This is a genomic window from Knoellia terrae (assembly GCF_048606435.1).
In the GTDB taxonomy this organism is placed as follows: Bacteria; Actinomycetota; Actinomycetes; order Actinomycetales; family Dermatophilaceae; genus Knoellia; species Knoellia terrae.
In genome coordinates this window covers 237,017-254,818 of sequence record NZ_JBMBWH010000001.1, presented here as the reverse complement: position 1 = coordinate 254,818, position 17,802 = coordinate 237,017, and the positions used below count along the sequence as shown (strand labels likewise).

General features: G+C 70.0%; 18 protein-coding genes. 5 read left to right on the top strand and 13 right to left on the bottom strand.

Annotated features, from left to right (window positions below):
• Nucleotides 1-164: 164 nt before the first annotated feature.
• Together rpsI and rplM are read right to left on the bottom strand one after the other, a co-directional pair.
• On the bottom strand, nucleotides 165-683 hold the full coding sequence (gene rpsI, locus ACOJV9_RS01345; RefSeq protein ID WP_420183372.1) for a 30S ribosomal protein S9: 519 nt from the start codon (nucleotides 681-683) through the stop codon (nucleotides 165-167).
• Complete coding sequence (gene rplM, locus ACOJV9_RS01340) at nucleotides 683-1,126, bottom strand: 50S ribosomal protein L13 (protein ID WP_420183371.1); 444 nt, start codon at nucleotides 1,124-1,126, stop codon at nucleotides 683-685. The genes rpsI and rplM overlap by 1 nt, the downstream gene beginning before the upstream one ends.
• A gap of 274 nt (nucleotides 1,127-1,400) precedes the next feature.
• On the opposite strand from rplM, the gene ACOJV9_RS01335 reads away from it, so the two are divergent.
• Genes ACOJV9_RS01335 through ACOJV9_RS01325 form a run of 3 tightly spaced genes read left to right on the top strand, consistent with a single transcriptional unit; the run spans nucleotide 1,401 to nucleotide 3,930 of the window.
• The gene (locus ACOJV9_RS01335) at nucleotides 1,401-2,012 is read left to right on the top strand and encodes an ArsR/SmtB family transcription factor (protein ID WP_420183370.1); all 612 of its coding nucleotides are present in this window, start codon (nucleotides 1,401-1,403) and stop codon (nucleotides 2,010-2,012) included.
• Nucleotides 2,009-3,301 (top strand): MFS transporter, encoded by a 1,293-nt coding sequence (locus tag ACOJV9_RS01330; protein WP_420183369.1) that lies wholly within the window; start codon nucleotides 2,009-2,011, stop codon nucleotides 3,299-3,301. Before ACOJV9_RS01335 ends, ACOJV9_RS01330 begins: the two co-directional genes overlap by 4 nt.
• Entirely contained in the window at nucleotides 3,298-3,930 is a 633-nt protein-coding gene (locus ACOJV9_RS01325) for a dihydrofolate reductase family protein (RefSeq protein WP_420183368.1), read from the top strand. The genes ACOJV9_RS01330 and ACOJV9_RS01325 overlap by 4 nt, the downstream gene beginning before the upstream one ends.
• Before the next feature lie 73 nt (nucleotides 3,931-4,003).
• On the opposite strand, the gene ACOJV9_RS01320 is transcribed toward ACOJV9_RS01325, so the two are convergent.
• Nucleotides 4,004-7,117 (bottom strand): pullulanase X25 domain-containing protein, encoded by a 3,114-nt coding sequence (locus ACOJV9_RS01320; RefSeq protein WP_420183367.1) that lies wholly within the window; start codon nucleotides 7,115-7,117, stop codon nucleotides 4,004-4,006.
• Nucleotides 7,118-7,281: 164 nt separating this feature from the next.
• On the opposite strand from ACOJV9_RS01320, the gene ACOJV9_RS01315 reads away from it, so the two are divergent.
• Nucleotides 7,282-7,944: an LmeA family phospholipid-binding protein gene (locus ACOJV9_RS01315; protein ID WP_420183366.1), complete on the top strand. Its 663-nt coding sequence runs from the start codon at nucleotides 7,282-7,284 to the stop codon at nucleotides 7,942-7,944.
• A gap of 7 nt (nucleotides 7,945-7,951) precedes the next feature.
• Here the strand turns inward: ACOJV9_RS01315 and truA are convergent, their stop codons facing one another.
• The 10 genes from truA to infA form a co-directional block, all read right to left on the bottom strand.
• Entirely contained in the window at nucleotides 7,952-8,797 is an 846-nt protein-coding gene (gene truA, locus ACOJV9_RS01310; RefSeq protein ID WP_420183365.1) for a tRNA pseudouridine(38-40) synthase TruA, read from the bottom strand.
• A 79-nt stretch (nucleotides 8,798-8,876) separates the two neighbouring features.
• A complete protein-coding gene (locus ACOJV9_RS01305) occupies nucleotides 8,877-11,345 on the bottom strand; it encodes a glycoside hydrolase family 65 protein (RefSeq protein ID WP_420183757.1) in 2,469 nt (822 codons plus the stop codon).
• Between the two features lie 29 nt (nucleotides 11,346-11,374).
• Entirely contained in the window at nucleotides 11,375-12,088 is a 714-nt protein-coding gene (locus ACOJV9_RS01300) for an HAD family hydrolase (protein ID WP_420183364.1), read from the bottom strand.
• A 280-nt stretch (nucleotides 12,089-12,368) separates the two neighbouring features.
• Nucleotides 12,369-12,947 (bottom strand): 50S ribosomal protein L17, encoded by a 579-nt coding sequence (gene rplQ, locus ACOJV9_RS01295; RefSeq protein ID WP_420183363.1) that lies wholly within the window; start codon nucleotides 12,945-12,947, stop codon nucleotides 12,369-12,371.
• A 30-nt stretch (nucleotides 12,948-12,977) separates the two neighbouring features.
• Nucleotides 12,978-14,018 carry a DNA-directed RNA polymerase subunit alpha gene (locus ACOJV9_RS01290; RefSeq protein ID WP_420183362.1) on the bottom strand — a complete coding sequence of 347 codons (1,041 nt, stop codon included), beginning with the start codon at nucleotides 14,016-14,018 and terminating at the stop codon, nucleotides 12,978-12,980.
• Between the two features lie 211 nt (nucleotides 14,019-14,229).
• Complete coding sequence (gene rpsD, locus ACOJV9_RS01285; protein WP_420183361.1) at nucleotides 14,230-14,838, bottom strand: 30S ribosomal protein S4; 609 nt, start codon at nucleotides 14,836-14,838, stop codon at nucleotides 14,230-14,232.
• Nucleotides 14,839-14,870: 32 nt separating this feature from the next.
• Complete coding sequence (rpsK, locus tag ACOJV9_RS01280) at nucleotides 14,871-15,278, bottom strand: 30S ribosomal protein S11 (RefSeq protein WP_420183360.1); 408 nt, start codon at nucleotides 15,276-15,278, stop codon at nucleotides 14,871-14,873.
• Nucleotides 15,278-15,655, bottom strand: a complete 378-nt coding sequence (rpsM, locus tag ACOJV9_RS01275) for a 30S ribosomal protein S13 (protein WP_420183359.1) — start codon at nucleotides 15,653-15,655, stop codon at nucleotides 15,278-15,280. Before rpsM ends, rpsK begins: the two co-directional genes overlap by 1 nt.
• Nucleotides 15,656-15,878: 223 nt before the next feature.
• The gene (rpmJ, locus tag ACOJV9_RS01270) at nucleotides 15,879-15,992 is read right to left on the bottom strand and encodes a 50S ribosomal protein L36 (RefSeq protein WP_009775928.1); all 114 of its coding nucleotides are present in this window, start codon (nucleotides 15,990-15,992) and stop codon (nucleotides 15,879-15,881) included.
• Between the two features lie 86 nt (nucleotides 15,993-16,078).
• Nucleotides 16,079-16,300, bottom strand: a complete 222-nt coding sequence (gene infA, locus ACOJV9_RS01265; protein WP_006946284.1) for a translation initiation factor IF-1 — start codon at nucleotides 16,298-16,300, stop codon at nucleotides 16,079-16,081.
• Between the two features lie 244 nt (nucleotides 16,301-16,544).
• Between infA and ACOJV9_RS01260 the strand changes: the two genes are divergently transcribed.
• Nucleotides 16,545-17,798 carry a CPBP family glutamic-type intramembrane protease gene (locus ACOJV9_RS01260; RefSeq protein ID WP_420183358.1) on the top strand — a complete coding sequence of 418 codons (1,254 nt, stop codon included), beginning with the start codon at nucleotides 16,545-16,547 and terminating at the stop codon, nucleotides 17,796-17,798.
• Nucleotides 17,799-17,802: the final 4 nt, after the last annotated feature.

Genomic DNA, 17,802 nt, shown 5'->3' with positions numbered 1-17,802 from the left:
TCCTGCGGGTCGTGGACCGTGGAACGGCCGACGAGACAACCTACCGCCGCACGCCGAAGGCGGCACCCCACGGGGATGCCGCCTTCGGTGCGGAGCGCGCAACAGGAGCGCGCAGCCGGATCAGCGATTGAGGAGCCAAGCGCTGAGTGGCGCGAAGCGCCGGATCAGCGCTTGGAGTACTGGGGCGCCTTGCGGGCCTTCTTGAGACCAGCCTTCTTGCGCTCCGGGACGCGGGCGTCACGGGTGAGGAAGCCGGCCTTCTTCAGCGCCGGACGGTTCAGCTCCTCGTCGACCCCGTTGAGCGAGCGGGCGACACCGAGACGGACGGCGCCGGCCTGGCCGGAGGGGCCACCGCCGTGGACGCGCACGAGCACGTCGTAGGCGCCGTCGAGCTCGAGGACCTTGAGGGGCTCGTTGACGATCTGCTGGTGCACCTTGTTGGGGAAGTAGCCCTCGAGGGTGCGGCCGTTGATCTTCCACTCACCGGTGCCGGGGACGATGCGCACGCGGGCGATGGCCTGCTTGCGGCGACCGGTGGCAGCGCCGGGGGCGGAGGCGGTGGGGCGACGGGTGGGCTCGCCCGCGACGTCGCCGGAGGACTCCGAGGTGTACTCGGTGATCTCGACGTCGTCGGCGTCGGTGCCGAGGTCGACGTCCGACTCGATGGAGGTGTTCTCGGTCATTACTGGGCCACCTGGGTGATCTCGAAGGGCTTGGGCTGCTGGGCCGCGTGGGGGTGCTCGGAGCCGGAGTAGACCTTGAGCTTGGTCAGCTGCGCACGACCGAGGGTGGTGCGGGGGAGCATGCCGCGGACGGCCTTCTCGACGGCCTTCTCCGGGAACTTGTCGAGCATCTCGACGTAGGTGCGGCTCTTGAGACCACCGGGGAAGCCCGAGTGGCGGTAGGCGCGCTTCTGCTCGGCCTTGGAGCCGGTGAGGGCCACCTTGTCGGCGTTGATGATGATGACGAAGTCACCGGTGTCGACGTGGGGGGCGAAGGTCGCCTTGTGCTTGCCGCGCAGGAGGATCGCGGTCTGGCTCGCGAGGCGCCCCAGCACGACGTCAGTGGCGTCGATGACGTGCCACTGCCGCGTGATGTCGCCCGACTTCGGGGTGAAGGTACGCACGGTGTTACCTAACGTGTGGATGGAACGGGAACCTGACGCGGGAGACCACCCGGACGACAGGGGTATGCCGTGTGCTCCCGCCAGGGTTCTCACCTCTCGGGCCACCCCGGAGAGGGCGCACGGCACAACAGTCCTCAAGTTTACGGGTCGGCGCCCGAGCACCCAAATTGCCGTAGAAGACCCCAGAAACCGCGTCTGACCTGCACGAATACCCACCACGGATTGTCGTGCACAGATCTTGTGCACACGGAGTGTGCAGAGGTATTGTGCACGCATGACCCTCGACGAGACTGCGCACGGCACCCCGCTGACCGGCATACGGCTGGACGCCACGTCCCTCAAGGTCCTCGCCCATCCGCTGCGGTCACGGCTGCTGTCCGCACTGCGGCTGGGCGGCCCGGCGACGGCGACGGACCTCGCCACCTCCCTCAGGACCAACTCGGGCGCGACGAGCTACCACCTCCGCAAGCTCGAGTCGGTCGGCCTCGTCGCCGACACCCGGGAGGGCGAGGGCAAGCGTCGCCTCTGGCGTGCGGCGACCGAGAGCCACCAGTTCGAGCCGAGCGACTTCGCCGGCGACGAGGACTCGGAGACGGCCCTCAACTGGCTCGTGCGCGACTACACCCGCCACTTCGCCGAGCAGTTCGAGAAGTGGCTGGACGTCGAGACCGCCTGGCCGGTCGAGTGGCGCGACGCGGCCGGGATGAACGACTCCTACGTCGTGGCCACGCCGGCCCAGCTGCAGGCCATGCGCGCCGAGATCGACGAGATCGTCGACCGCTACCGCCGGGTGGGGCAGGGCAACCCCGCCGCCCGGCGCCTGGCCGTCTACACGGTGGCCTATCCCCTCGACCTCGACCGGATTCCCCGCGGGGAGGACTCGTGAGCACGCACCTCTCCCCCGCGGCGGCCCGGCGTGTCCTGCTGCTGCTCAGCGCCACCCGCTGGCTGCCCGTCGGGTTCGTCATCGGCGTGTTCACCCTCTTCGCGCTCGAACGCGGCCTCACCGTCCAGCAGACCCTGACCTACGGCGCAGCGCAGGGGATCATGGTCCTGCTGCTCGAGCTGCCGACGAGCGGGTTCGCCGACGCCTTCGGCCGCAAGGCGGTCCTCGTCGCCGCCGGCGTGGTCAACATCGTCGCGAGCGTGCTCTACCTGACCGCGACGACGTTCTGGCAGTTCGCCCTGGCGGCGGGCTTCCTGGGGATCTACCGCGCTCTCGACTCCGGCCCGCTCGAGGCCTGGTTCGTCGACACCGTGCACCTCACCGAGCCCGGGGCCGACGTCGACCAGGCCCTCGCGGCCCAGGGCACCGTCGTCGGGGTCGCCATCGCCGGAGGGTCGCTGGCGTCCGGCGGACTCATCCTGTGGCACCCCTTCGAGGACGACAGCGCCATCGCTCTCCCCATCGTCGTCTCCATCGTCTTCGCGGTGGCGCACCTCGTCCTCACCCTGACGATGGTCCATGAGCCACGCCAGCCGTCGCAGGCGACCCGGGCACGTCAGGCGCTCGACTCGGCCAAGGACACGCCACAGGTCATCGGCGACGGCCTGACGCTGCTGCGACACAACCGGGTCCTCGCCGGGCTCGTCGGCGTCGAGCTGTTCTGGGTCATCGGCATGGTGGTCTTCGAGTCGATGCTTCCCATCCGGCTGGCCGAGATGCTCGGCAGCACCACCGACGCCGGCGCCCTGCTCGGCCCGGTGGCCGCCGGCGGTTGGGCGGTCTTCGCCCTCGGCTCAGTGGTCGCCGGACGGGCCATGCGCCGCTGGGGAGTCGTGCGGGCCGCGATCGCCGCCCGCGTCCTCAACGGCCTGGGCGCCGCCGTGATGGGCCTGATGCTCGGCCCGGTCGGGCTGGTCGGCGCCTACCTCGTGACCTACATGCTGCACGGCGTGGGCGGCGCACCGCACTCCGCACTGCTCCACCGCGAGGCGAGCGCCCGCAACCGCGCGACGGTGCTGTCGATCAACTCCATGGTCATGCAGGCGGGCGGGTCCGTCGCGGCGCCGGCGCTCGGGGCGCTCGCCGCGACGACGTCGGTGCAGGCCGCCATGGTCGTGGCCGGGCTCGTCAGCGTCCTCGGTGCCTTCCTCTACCTCCCGGCGCTGCGCGGCGAGAAGTCGCGGGCCCTGGGCGCCGAGGACCCGGAGGTGGCACCGTCGCAGGGGTGAGTCCCCTCACCTCGACGAAGGAGCACACCATGCGCAAGGTCATCGTCAGCCAGATCCTCTCCCTCGACGGCCACTTCACCGGGCCCGGTGGTGACGTCATGGCCATGCCGTTCGACGACGGCTTCAGCGACAACAACGTCGAGCTGCTCCGCGGCGCCGGCACCGTGCTCCTCGGGCGGACGAGCTTCCTCGGGTTCCGCGACTACTGGCCGGGCGTCCGGGACGACCCGGACCAACCGGAGCTGGAGCGGGAGATCTCCCGGCTCAACTGGGCGGTCGAGAAGGTCGTGGTCTCCGACACCCTGACCGCCGACGACACCGCGCCGTGGGCGGGCACCACGCGCATCGTGCGCCGGGCCCACGCCCATGACGCGGTGCGGGCGCTCCGGGAGGGCGAAGGCGGTGCGAGCGGTCACGTCGTCGTGTTCGGCAGCCACGTGCTGTGGAACGACCTGCTCGCCCACGGCCTCGTCGACGAGCTGCACCTCCTGTTCGGCCCCGGCATCGTCGGGGCAGGCGGCATCCCGGCCTTCGAGTCAGCAGGCCCGTCACGGTTCCGGCTCCTCGACGTGCACCGCTGGGACGGTTCGGACCTCGTCCGGCTGCGCTACGCCACCGACGCCGACTGACCCCGACGACGGGATGCCCGGGACCGACGCGGATGTCGGTCCCGGGCATCCCGGTGCGGAAGCGATCAGGCGGTCAGGGTGTGACCACGCTGCTCGTCACGGTGGTGCGGTGCGTCTTCGAGTCGTAGACGAAGTTCGTCGTCGCCCCGTCCGCCGGGACCGTCACGCTCATCTCGGCACCGTCGCGGACACCGCCCTCGCCGTAGTTCTCGGTCCACGACTGGTCGTGGGCGATCTTGAACGTGTATGTCGCCGCGGGGATCTTCGTCGTCGCCCAGGTGAAGACGCCGTCACCGTCCTTGTCCTGCAGCCACGGCCTCATGCAGTCGGGGCTCCAGTCAGCCGGGCACCCGAGCTCGGTCTGAAACGTGCCCGCTGCGGTGATGATCTCGGTCTGCTCGTCCGAGGTGCCCCAGTGGGTGCGCGGGTCGTAGAAGAAGGTCACCGTGCCGTCCACGGTCTCGTACGAGATGTTGGCGCTGCCGCCGCCGTCACCGTAGGACTCGGTCCACGAGCGGTCGTGGGCGACCTTGTAGGAGTACGGGCCCGGCGTGATGGTGAAGGTCTTCTTCCAGATGAGGTCGTCCGGGTCCAGCGCCAGCTGGGCCTGGTCGCAGTCCGGCGCCCAGTCACCGCTGACGCCGAGGTTCGTCGGGCAGCCCATCTCGGAGTTGTGCGTACCCGGGACGGAGACAGCGGTCGGCTGGGTCGCCGGGGGGTCACCGATCTCACCCTGCGTCGAACCGCCGGTGGACTCCGCGACCACCGAGGCCCACGTGCCGTCTGCGGCCACCCGCCCGGCGGCGTCACGCACGACCGCGCGGTACTCGAGCACCGAGCCGAGCGGCATACCGGCCACGTCGTGGAAAATGCGGAACGGCGCGTTGTCGTCGGTCCCGGCCGGACGCCAGGTCGACGTGCCCACCGGGCGGTAGAGGAAGGTCGTCTGCGCGAAGGTGCTCGCGGTGACGTCCGCGGCCACCTCGGCGCGACCGGCCACCGCGGTGCCCGTCCCGGCGGTCAGCTCGATGGTCGGCGCAGCGCCGGTGGTGCTGATCGGCTTGTTGGCGCGCCACACGCTCACCGTGAGCGGCGGCACCGTGACCTTGACGGAGCCGTCGGCGGCCGGCTTGACCGCCGTGTCGGTCCCGGAGACCGGCGTGAAGACGACGCCCTTGCCCTTGCTCCACGTCGGGAACGTCGCGGTCGACGCCGTGCTGCCGTTGTTGGCGGCCACGACGTACTCGACCTTCTGGCCGGCGTCGATGCGGGACACGGCGAAGATGCCGGCCCCCTCGGCCGCGAAGCGGTTCACCTGCGCACCGTCGGCGAGTGCCGGGTGCTTGGCGCGCACCGCGGACAGCTGCCGCAGGTGCTCGTAGAGCGGGTGCGTGGTGTCGTAGCGGTCGCGCGAGCCCTCGGGCCCCGCGAGGACGTCCTCGGTGTTGTAGACGTCGACCTTGCTCGCGAACATGTCCTCGCGGGCGAGCTGGTCGCCACCGGTCCCGACGAAGCCCTGCTCGTCGCCGTAGTAGGTGACCGGGTTGCCGCGGGTGGCGAACATCAGCGAGTCGGCGAACTTCACCCGCGCCAGGTGCTGCGCCTCGGAGGTGACACCCTCCTTGAGGAACATCGCGGCGCGCCCCATGTCGTGGTTCCCGAGGAAGGTCGGCAGCTGGTAGGCGTTGCTGTCGGCGTCGGTGTACCAGTCGTCCTTGGCGAAGAAGTCCGCGAGCGCGCCGGCCGGCTTCCCCTTGGCGAAGTCGATGCCCTGCTGCTGGAAGCCGAAGTCGAGGGTGGCCTGGAGCTTGCCGCGGGTCGTGTACTCGGACATGACCGCCGGGTTGCCGTCGTAGACCTCGCCGAACGCGAAGAAGTCCTCGTTCTTCTTGGCGGCGTGCCCGAGCAGGTCGGGCATGAACTTCTGCCAGAACTCGAGGTTGACGTGCTTGACGGTGTCGATCCGGAAGCCGTCGATGCCGAAGTCGACCCACTGCTTGTAGATCTCGCCCATGCCCTTGACGACCTCGGGCCGCTCGGTGAACAGGTCGTCGAGGCCGATGAAGTCACCGTAGGTCGAGGACTCGCCGGCGAAGGTCGAGTCACCGCGGTTGTGGTACATCAGCGGGTCGTTGAGCCACGCCGGGGTCTTGGCGTCCTCGTCACCCGGCCGCAGGACCGGGGTGTACGGGAACGACGTCGCCGGGTCCATCTCCGGGAAGGTCTCGTTGACGTACTCGCGGTCGTCGAAGGCCTCCCCCGCGGCGTCCTTGTAGGGGAAGTTCTTCTTGGAGCGGTAGGTGTACTGCTGCTCCTCGTAGCCGATGACGTCGGCGGTGTGGTTGGTGATGATGTCGAAGAAGACCTTCATCCCCTTCGCGTGCGCCGCCGCGATGAGCGCCTTCATCTCCTCGTTGGTGCCGAGGTGCGGGTCGATCTGGGTGAAGTCGGTGATCCAGTAGCCGTGGTAGCCGGCGCTCTCCTCGCCCGGCTTGCCCTGGACCGGCTTGTTCTTGAAGCTCGGGGTGAGCCAGATCGCCGTCGTGCCCATGCCCTTGATGTAGTCGAGCTTGTCGATGACACCCTTGAGGTCGCCACCGTGGTAGAAGCCCTTGTGGGTGGGGTCGAACCCGGTCGTCAGCGGCCCGCCGGTGAGTCCGCCGCGGTCGTTGTCGGTGCGCCCGTTGGCGAAGCGGTCCGCCATGAGGAAGTAGAAGCGCTCGCGGGTGAGCGGGGAGCGCAGCGAGCTCTGCGCGAGCTCCGCGTCCGCCGACGTCGTGCCGCCCGAGAGGTTCGTCGGGGTGAGGCTCGTGACGTGGGTGGTGTGGTCGTAGGTGAACTCCAGCGTGGCCGGCCCCTCGAGGACGAGCGGCATGTTCGGCCCGTCGAGGACGCCACCGGCGCCGTAGTTCACGGCCCAGGAGTCGCCCAGTGCGACCTTGTACTCGTAGGTGCCGGCCGGCACGGTGAACGTCTTGCGGTATGCCGTCGTGTCACCGACCTGGGTCAGCTCCGAGGCGCTGCAGTCGGGCTGCCAGTCGGCGGAGCAGCCGATCTCGTCCTGGAGCGAGCCGACGAGGGCGACGCTCACCGTCTCCGCCGCAGCGGGGAGGGAGGCTCCCACCACGGGCGTCAGGGCGACTGCGGCTCCTGCTGCGACGGCAAGCAGGCGTCGTGGACTGGGCATCGTTGCTCCTCCGGGGTGCCGCGCTGCCGTCGTCGGCCCCGCGGATGGGATGTCTGTCGCAGAGGCTAGCTGCGAAAACGTTTTACATGAACCCTGCGACTCGCCTCGTGTGCCCGGGGCAGACCGACACGTCTGCCTCAGGAACACAGGGCAGGATGTGGCGCGTGAAGCAGTTCGTGCTCGGGGCCGTCTCGATGCTCGTCGCCCTCGTCGTCGCGGTCCTCGCGCTCGTCCTGTCGATCGGCAGCCCGGGCTCCGGCGCGGACGTCCCCTCTCCCCGATCCTCCGCCTCGACCCCTGGGTCCCCTCCGCCCGACCTCGCCGTCGGCGAGACCTGGCTGCGTGACGTCCGCCTGACCAGCGCGGACGTCGCCACGGCCGACGGCGGCCTGCGCGACGTGACTGCGGTGGGGTCCGCCGTGACCCTGACGTCCGACGGGCTGCGGGCCGGGCGGCTGGACATCGACGCGACGCTGCCGTTCGAGACCGCGGCCGCCCAGATCGGTGGCGGCGTGGAGCTGTATGCCGCCGACGCCGGCCTGGCGGGTCTGAGCCGTCGGGTGAACGTCCTGGGGCGTGACGTCGAGGTGAGCGCGACAGGCACCGTGCGCGCTGTCGACGGCCGGCTCGTCATCGAGCCCGAGACGATCGACCTCGACGGTCCGGACTGGCTGGACTCGGCGGCCTCGGCGCTCGTCCGGCAGCTCGTGACGATCCGGCACACCGTCGAGGGCGTGCCCGAGGGCATGGCCCTCACGTCGGTCTCCGTGCAGGAGGGCGGCTTCCGGGCCCACCTGCGTGGCGACGACGTCGCCATCACCCGCTGAGCCCATCTCAGTCGGGCAGGACGCGCGTGGCGCGAGCCTCCTCGGCGCGGGCGGCCAGCGCCTCGTCCGGCGGGTAGCCCACCTTCTCGAGCGAGAGACCGTGCGCCGGCATTACGGTGACCCGCGGATCGCGCGCACGTGCGGACAGGATCTGTCGCGGGAAGTCGACCTCCGCACGCCTCTGCCCCACCGGGACCACGGATCCCACCAGTGCGCGAACCATGCTGTGGCAGAAGGCATCCGCGACCACCGTGGCCGCGACCGTTCCGTCCCACTGACGCTCCCACGTGAACTCGAGCAGGGTGCGCACCGTCGTCGCACCCTCGCGCCTCCGGCAGAACGCCGCGAAGTCGTGCAGGCCCCTGAGGTGCGCAGCCGCCGCCTCCATCGCCTCGACGTCCAGCCGGTCCTTGACGACCACCGTGTCCCGCCGTCGCAACGGGTCGAGCGCACCGAGGTCGTCACAGATGCGGTAGAGGTAGCGACGGTGCACCGCGGAGAACCGGGCGTCGAAGCCCTCGGCAGCCCGGCTCACCTTCTGCACGACGACGTCGGGCGGGAGTATGCCGGCCAGCCGGGTGCGGGCCGCCTCCTCCGGTGAGCGGGAGGACCGGCCGGGCACGGCGGCATACAGCGACGCGTCGACGTCGGCATGGGCCACCTGGCCGCGGGCATGGACCCCCGCATCGGTCCGTCCGGCGACGGTGAGCCGCACCGGTTCCGGCGCCCTCAGGAGCGTCGTCAGCGCAGCCGAGAGCTCGCCCTCGACGGTCCGCCGACCGGGCTGGACCGCCCAGCCCGAGAAGTCGGTGCCGTCGTAGGCGAGGTCGATCCGCACCCGCTGCACCGTCATGGGTCCGGAGCCTAGGTCACCCCCGAGGCCGAAGCACGCGCCCGAGCGGGTCAGTCGCGCAGGCACGCAGCGACGACGGCTATCCGGCCTCCTCGTCGAGGGCGTCGAAGTCCGTCGGGACGCCGGCCGTCACGACGGTCCCGTCGGAGCGGACGATCGGGGACGGCTCCCGGGGGACGATGTGGGTCAGCCGCGGTCCCTGGCCGTCGAGCGCGACGCGGACCGGCTCCCCCGCGGCCACGTCGTAGGAGGTCCCGCGCACCGCGACGGTCACGGGCTCGCCGTCGACGTGCGTGAAGGTGATCGACTCCTGCTCGACCTCGACACGGATCCGGCTGTCGCGCAGGCGCATCCGGAACTTCAGCCGTGGCCAGGCCTCGGGCAGGCGGGGATCGAAGGTCAGCCCCCCGCCATGGTCGCGCATCCCGGCGAAGCCGTAGACCAGGGCGTTCCAGACACCGCCCGCGGAGGCGATGTGCACGCCGTCGGAGGTGTTGTCGTGCAGGTCGGCGAGGTCGACGAACAGGCCCATCCGGAAGTAGTGCATCGCCATCCGGTGGTGACCCACCTCGGCGGCGATGATCGACTGCACGACCGCGCTGAGCGAGGAGTCGCCCGTGGTGATCGGGTCGTAGTACTCGAAGTTCCGGCGCTTCTGCTCGAGCGTGAAGCGGTTGCCCTGCAGCAGCATCGCGAGCACGACGTCGGCCTGCTTGAGCACCTGGAACCGGTAGATGACGAGTGGGTGGTAGTTGAGCAGGAGCGGGTGCTTCTCGGGAGGCGTGGCCGAGAGGTCCCACAGCTCGCGGTCGAGGAAGTTCTGGTCCTGCGGGTGGATGCCCAGGCCCTCGTCGAAGGGGATGGACATGTGGGCGGCGCACTCCTCCCACTCCTCGACCTCTCCGTCCTGCAGCGCGAGCCGGGAGCGGAACCGCTCGTAGGCCGTCGGGTCGGCCTCGCGCAGCTCGCGCACCGCGGCCGCGGCCCGCTCGAGGTTGAAGCGGGCCATGACGTTGGTGAAGAGGTTGTTGTTGACGACTGTCGTGTACTCGTCCGGTCCGGTCACGCCGTGGATGTGGAAGGTGCGCGACCCGTCGACGCGCCAGAACCCGAGGTCGGCCCACATGCGCGCGGTCTCGACGAGGATCTCGGCGCCGTCACGTCGCTGGAACGCGGTGTCGCCGGTGGCGTCGCAGTAGCGCGCAACGGCATACGCGATGTCCGCGTCGATGTGGTACTGCGCCGTGCCGGCCGCGTAGTAGGCCGACGCCTCGAGCCCGTTGATCGTGCGCCACGGGAAGAGCGCGCCCCGCTGGGCCAGCTCGCGGGCCCGCTCCCGGGCCCGGTCGAGGAGGTTGACCCGGAAGCGCAGAAGATTCTTGGCCGCCACCGGGAAGGTGTAGGCGAGGAAGGGGACGACATAGATCTCGGTGTCCCAGAAGCAGTGGCCCTCGTACCCGCTGCCGGTGACGCCCTTGGCTCCCACGCCGAGCTGGTCGGCGCGCGCCGCGGCCTGGGCGATCTGGAAGAGGTTCCACCGGATCGCCTGCTGCAGCTCCGGCTGGCCCTCGACCTCGACGTCCGCGTTGAGCCAGTACTTGTCGACCCACTCCCGCTGCTGCCTGAACTGGTGGGCGATGCCGTCGCGACGCACCCGGTCGAGCGTGCGCCGACAGCGGTCGAACAGCTCGCGCGTGGGGACGCCGCGCGAGGTGTGGTACGCGACCGCCTTGGTGATCCGGATCGGCTGGCCCTCGGCGGCGTCCACCCGGTAGACCTTCTTGGCGAGGTCCGGCTCGGTGTCGATGAGCTCCTCGACGTTGTTGGCCGTCTCGATGGAGTGGTCGGCCCCGACGGCGATGGTCATCCGAGATCGGGCGCACCGGTAGCCCAGGATCATCCGACGACCGCTGTTCCAGTTGCCCTGCGGCTCGAGGACGCGCGACATGAACTCGCCGGCCTGACGCGGGTCCCACCCCTTCTCGGCCATGAGGCCGCCGTCGAGGTACTCGTCGGCCCCGTCCTGGCGGTTGAGGATCTGGCTCGAGATGACCACGGGGGCCGAGCCGGCGAGCATCGTCACCTCGATCGTCATGACCGACAGGTGGCGTTCGGTGAACGAGATCATCAGGCTGGTGTCGACCCGGACGACCTTGCCCGAGGGGGTGCGCCAGACGAGGTGGCGCCGGGCGACACCGTCACGGAAGTCGAGCGAGCGTTCGTACTCGAGGAGGTCGGCCGTCGACAGCAGCAGCGGCTCGTCGTCGACGTAGAGCTTCATGACCTTGCTGTCGGGCGCGTTGACGATCGTCTGGCCCGTGTGCGCGAAGCCGAAGGCCTGCTCGGCGTGGTGGATCTCCCACGTCTCGTGGAACCCGTTGACATAGGTTCCGTGGCTCACCGTCGGCCGCCCCTCGGGCTGGTTGCCCCGCATGCCGAGGTAGCCGTTGCCCACCGCGAACAGCGTCTCGGTGACGCCCACATCGGCGTCACTGGGGAACGTCTCCACCAGGCGCCACTCGTCCACCGGGAACCGCTGACGGTCCATCGGGTCATGCGTGAAGAGCTCCTCGCTCGTCACGGGAGGAGCTCCACGAGGTCCCGCACCACGAGGTCGGCCCCCGCCTCGGTGAGCGCCGACGCGCCCGCGCCCCGGTCGACCCCGACGACCAGCCCGAAGTCGCCCTCCCGCCCGGCGCGGACGCCGGACGTCGCGTCCTCGAGCACCACCGCACGCTCCTTGGTCACCCCGAGCGCTTCCGCGGCGTGGAGGAACGTCTCGGGCGACGGCTTGCCGGCGAGCCCGAGCTCGGTGGCGACGGCCCCCGACACGACCACCGGGAAGCGGTCAGCGATGCCTGCGGCCTCGAGCACGGCCGACGCGTTCTTGGACGACGACACCACCGCCATCTTCGTGCCCGTCCCCTCGAGCGCGTCGAGGAGCCGGATCGACCCTTCGTATGCCGTCACGCCGTCCCGGGCGAGGACCGCGTTGAACGCGTCGTTCTTGCGGTTGCCCAGTCCACTGACCGTCTCCTGGTCGGGCCCGTCGGACGGGTCCCCCTCCGGCAGGTCGATCCCCCGCGACTGCAGGAACGTCCGCACCCCTTCGTACCGGGGCCGCCCGTCGACGTGGTCGAAGTAGTCCTGGTCGGTGTACGGCTCGTCGATCCCCTTGTCGCCCAGGTAGCCGTTGAACATCTCGTCCCACGCCCGCATGTGCACCTCGGCCGTGGGCGTCAGCACCCCGTCGAGGTCGAACAACGCCGCGTCGTACCGAGTCCAGTCCACCCCCCCAGCCTACGGACCCAACCGACGTGCCGGAGCCGACCACCCCAGCCCGGCAGAGTGAGTTGCCCAGGGAAGGGAAGCGGCCCTGGAGAGCGACGGAGTGCCCGTTCGCCGCTGGCTGGGCCTGGCGGGAGCGCGAGTGCGCGCAGCGCGCGAGTGCGGATGGGACTGCGGCGAACGGGCACTCCGACGACCCAGAACGGCGAAGCAACGACGGCATACGAAAGGGCCGTCCACCTGGCGAGAGGTGAACGGCCCCGTTCGTGTGCCGGGTGGCAGGTCAGGCCTTGTTGGCCTTGTCCTGCTCGGCGGACTCGGTGTCCGTGGACTCGGTGTCCGTGGACTCGGTCTCGGACGCCTCGGTCGACGTCTCGTCGACGGTGGGCTCCTCGGACTCGACGGCCTCGGTGTCGGCAGCCTTGGCCTCGTCGGCGGCCGCGGACTCCTTGGCGGCACGCTTGGTCGCGCCCTCGGCCTCCTTGACGGTGGCCTTGCGGGCGACGGGCTCGCGGACGAGCTCGATGACCGCCATGGGGGCGTTGTCGCCCTTGCGGGGACCGATCTTCGTGATGCGGGTGTAGCCACCCTGGCGGTCGGCCATGTCCGGCGCGACCTCGACGAAGAGGCGGTGCACGACACCCTTGTCACGCACGACCGTCATGACCCGGCGACGGGCGTGGAGGTCACCGCGCTTCGCGAAGGTGATGAGACGCTCGGCGAGCGGACGGAGGCGCTTGGCCTTCGACTCGGTCGTCGTGATGGAGTCGTGCTCGAACAGCGAGGTCACGAGGTTGGCCAGGATGTGGCGCTCGTGAGCCGGGCCGCCTCCGAGACGGGGACCCTTGGTGGGCGTAGGCATGTCTTTATCTCCTAGGGGGTTGAGTCAGCGTCAGAGCTGCTCGTCCTCGGCGAACGACGCGTCCTCGGCGTCGTCGGCGTCGGAGAAGCTGAACTCGTCGTCGTAGGAAGCGATCTGGCTGGGGTCGAAGCCTGCCGGGCTGTCCTTGAGCGCCAGGCCCATGCCGTGGAGCTTGGCCTTGACCTCGTCGATGGACTTCTGACCGAAGTTGCGGATGTCGAGCAGGTCGGCCTCGCTGCGACCGACGAGCTCACCCACGCTGTGGATGCCCTCGCGCTTCAGGCAGTTGTAGGACCGGACGGTGAGGTCGAGGTCCTCGATCGGCAGGGCGAGGTCGGCAGCCAGGGCGGCGTCGGTGGGCGAGGGGCCCATGTCGATGCCCTCGGCCTCGACGTTGAGCTCACGGGCGAGGCCGAAGAGCTCGACGAGGGTCTTGCCGGCGGAGGCGAGCGCGTCACGCGGGGTGACGGACTGCTTGGTCTCGACGTCGAGGACGAGGCTGTTGAAGTCGGTGCGCTGCTCGACTCGGGTCAGCTCCACCTTGTAGGTGACGGTGAGGACCGGGCTGTAGATGGAGTCGACCGGGATGCGGCCGATCTCCTGGTCACCGGACTTGTTCTGCTGCGCCGAGACGTAGCCGCGGCCGCGCTCGACGGTCAGCTCCATCTCGATGCTGCCCTTGTCGTTGAGCGTCGCGATGTGCAGGTCGGGGTTGATGACCTCGACACCGGCCGGCGGGGCGATGTCCGCGGCGGTGACGGCGCCCGCACCCTGCTTGCGCAGGTACATGACGACCGGCTCGTCGTGCTCGGAGGAGACGACGAGGCCCTTGATGTTGAGGATGATCTCGGTGACGTCCTCCTTGACCCCGGGGATCGTGGAGAACTCGTGGAGCACGCCGTCGACGCGGATGCTCGTCACGGCCGCACCGGGGATGCTCGAGAGCAGGGTGCGACGGAGCGAGTTGCCGAGCGTGTAGCCGAAGCCGGGCTCGAGCGGAGCGATGGTGAAACGGCTCCGGTTCTCGGAGATGACGTCCTCGGAGAGGAGGGGACGCTGTGCGATGAGCACGAGAATTTTCCTTCCCACGGGCGACCGCTATATGACGCCTCGTGAAACGCCGGGTGCGAGACCGGCAGCCCGGACCACCTCTGTACGTGGTCAGGACGAGCACATTCGTATGCCGGGCGCGCAGGTTCTGCACACCCGTTTCCGTCTTCTTGCCCGTTCGGGTCAGCTCGCTGGCGCTCGCCGACCCGAACGGGCAAGAAGACGATCTGGATCAGTTCTTCGAGTAGAACTCGACGATGAGCTGCTCGGTGAGGATCGTGTCGATCTGGGCACGAACCGGGAGCGAGTGGATGAGGATCTGCAGCGAGCCCGGGATGACCTGGAGCCAGGCCGGGGTCGGGCGGTCGCCGACGGTCTCACGCGCGAGCTGGATCGGCAGCTTCTCCGTCGACTGCTTGCGGACGGTGATGATGTCGTACTGCTCGACGCGGTAGGACGGGACGTCGACGCGCACGCCGTTGACCTCGAAGTGGCCGTGCGTGACGAGCTGGCGCGCGGCACGACGGGTGCGGGCCAGGCCCGCGCGGTAGATGACGTTGTCGAGCCGGGACTCGAGGATGGTCAGGATGTTCTCACCGGTCTTGCCGGGGCGGTTCGCCGCTTCCTTGTAGTAGCGACGGAACTGCTTCTCCATGACGCCGTAGGTGAAGCGGGCCTTCTGCTTCTCCTGCAGCTGGGTGAGGTACTCCTTCTCCTGCATCCGGCGGCGGCCGTGCTGGCCGGGCGGGAAGGGGCGCAGGTCGAAGTTCTTGTCGCCGCCGACGAGGTCAACCCGCAGGCGTCGCGACTTCTTGGTGATGGGGCCGGTGTAACGAGCCATGTGTCTAGTTCTCTTTCCGTCTTCTCAGCAGCTCAGACGCGGCGGCGCTTGGGCGGGCGGACACCGTTGTGCGGTGAGGGCGTGACGTCCTGGATCGAACCGACCTCGAGGCCGGCAGCGGTCAGGGAGCGGATCGCGGTCTCACGACCGGAGCCCGGGCCCTTGACGAAGACGTCGACCTTGCGCATGCCGTGCTCCATGGCGCGACGGGCGGCGGCCTCGGCGGCGGTCTGCGCGGCGAACGGGGTCGACTTGCGCGAGCCCTTGAAGCCGACCTGGCCGGCGGAGGCCCAGGCGATGACGGCACCGGTGGGGTCGGTGATCGAGATGATCGTGTTGTTGAACGTCGACTTGATGTGGGCCTGGCCCACGGCGATGTTCTTCTTCTCCTTGCGGCGCACCTTCTTGGCGCCCGCAGCCATACGGCCCTTGGGAGGCATTACTTACCAACCTTCTTCTTGCCGGCGACGGTGCGCTTCGGACCCTTGCGGGTGCGCGCGTTGGTCTTGGTCCGCTGACCGCGGACGGGGAGGCCGCGACGGTGGCGGATGCCCTCGTAGGACCCGATCTCGACCTTGCGGCGGATGTCGGCGGCGACCTCACGGCGGAGGTCACCCTCGACCTTGAGGTTCTCGTCGATCCAGTCGCGCAGGGCGACGAGGTCGGCGTCGGTGAGGTCCTTGACGCGGGTGCTGGCGTCGACGCCGGTGGCGGCGAGGGCCTTCTGCGAGCTGGAGCGGCCCACACCGAAGATGTAGGTCAGTGCGATCTCGACGCGCTTCTCGCGCGGCAGATCGACTCCTTGGAGACGTGCCATCGTGTGATGGTTCCTGTTCTGGGATTCCGGAGGTCTGGTGCAGACGCCGGTCCGGCACTCTGGTCCGGTCCCCGGCCTCCGGGCCGGGGGTGACGTCCCTCGCTCACCTCTTCAGGTGACGCTCGAGGGGGTCGGGCGCTGCTTTCTTCTCATGCTGTGCTGCGGGTGCGCGAAGCCGTGCCTCGTGCGGGACTCCGCCGCTGGGGCGGAGCTGGATCTCTGGTCAGCCCTGGCGCTGCTTGTGGCGCGGGTTCTCGCAGATGACCATGACCCGACCGTTGCGGCGGATCACCTTGCACTTGTCACAGATCTTCTTGACGCTCGGCTGAACCTTCATTGCCTCTGCTGTCTTGTCGATCCTCCCGACACGGCGGTGGCCGTGACGGGTCCTGCCGGGGTGCTGCTGCTGTTCGGGCGAGCCGGTCAGCGGTAGCGGAAGACGATGCGGCCTCGGGTCAGGTCGTAGGGGCTGAGCTCCACCACCACGCGGTCCTCAGGGAGGATCCGGATGTAGTGCTGGCGCATCTTGCCTGAGATGTGTGCGAGCACCTTGTGACCGTTGGTGAGCTCCACGCGAAACATCGCGTTGGGGAGCGCCTCAACGATGGTGCCCTCGATCTCGATGACGCCGTCCTTCTTGGCCATACCCTCTCAATCCGTTGCTGGCCCCACCCTGGGTGCGGCGCGAGGCCACCAGTGGAACCATGGGAGTCCGGTCGCGCATGCGAGAGCACACGAGACCGACGCTCCATCCTACGGGAGCGGGTCCTGAGCACGAAATCGTGCCGGGAGCGGTCCCAGGTCGCTCCGACACGGCATACCCCGGTCGTATGCCGTCCGCGGCGTCCGGTGGATGGCGCCCCTCCCGTGGACGGGAAGACTGGGCCCCATGACCGTGCGCATCGCCGCCGTGAGGGACCCCGGCCACCCGCAGGACCTCGTCGCCGTCGACCGGGCGCGGGCCCTGTCCGTGGGCGCCGCCGCCGACCTCGAGTGGTGGCCGGTCGCGTCCGCCGACGTGCACGGCGACCGCCTGGACGGGTTCGACGGTCTCTGGCTCACCGCGTGGCCGCAGGGCCCTGCGGCCGAACCGGTCCGGCAGACCGCCCACCGGGCCCACGCGCTCGGGATGCCGGTCGTGGTGTCGCCGACGGAGCCGGCGCCGGAGTTCGTCGCGGCGGCCCGCCGACGCGCGGCGCTGCGTGAGGAGCAGGCGCGTGCGCTGGCCGAGGCGGCGGCGCTCGAGGCGGCCGAGAGCGAGCCGCGGACCTACGTGCACCAGATGCGGGGGCCGCGCCACCGCTGGTGGCGTCCCCTCGTCGCCCTCGCCGTGGCGCTGGCGGTGTTCGCCGCCTGCGCCGTCGCGGTCTTCGGGGTCGTGCTCGGGTTCGGCCTGATCGACGGCGAGGAGGAGATGGTGGACCCGGTCAACCCGGTGTCGTCGCTGGCCCTCAACCTCGTGCTGGCCGCGCTGATCCCCGCGACCCTCCTCGGGCTGTGGGCCGGTTTCGCACGGAGCCCGTGGCGGGTGCTGTCGGTGGCGGGGCGGATGCGCTGGGGTTGGCTCGGCCGGTGCCTGCTCGTCGTGACGCCCCTGTGGGCGGCCTACCTCGGCGTGACGTGGGTGGTGTTCGACCAGGAGGTCCTCGACCGCCCGCAGGACTGGGCCTGGCTCCTCGTCATCACGGTGCTGACGACCCCCCTGCAGGCCGCCGGCGAGGAGATCGCCATCCGGGGCGGGCTCGTCCAGGGCGTCGGCGCGTGGCTCCGCTCCCCCGTCGCCGCGCTCGTCGTGACCACGGTGCTGTCGACGGTGGTGTTCGTCGCGCTGCACGGGTCGGCGGACCCGTGGATCGTCATCGAGCTCGGCTCGCTCGCGGTGGCCGGGTGCTGGCTCGCGTGGCGCACCGGCGGGCTCGAGGCGGTCATCGTGCTCCACGTCGTCAACAACCTCCTCATCCTCTTCACCGGGATCCTGCTCGGTGGGATCGAGGAGTCCTACGTCGACGGCGCGAGCGAGGGCTCGCCCGTGTCGGCCGCGATGAACGTCGTCGCGACCGCCGTCGTCACGGCGGTGCTGCTGTGGCTCGCCCGCCGCCGGGGCATCGCCCCCGCCGGCTGGAGCACCCCCGCCCGCGGATGAGGTC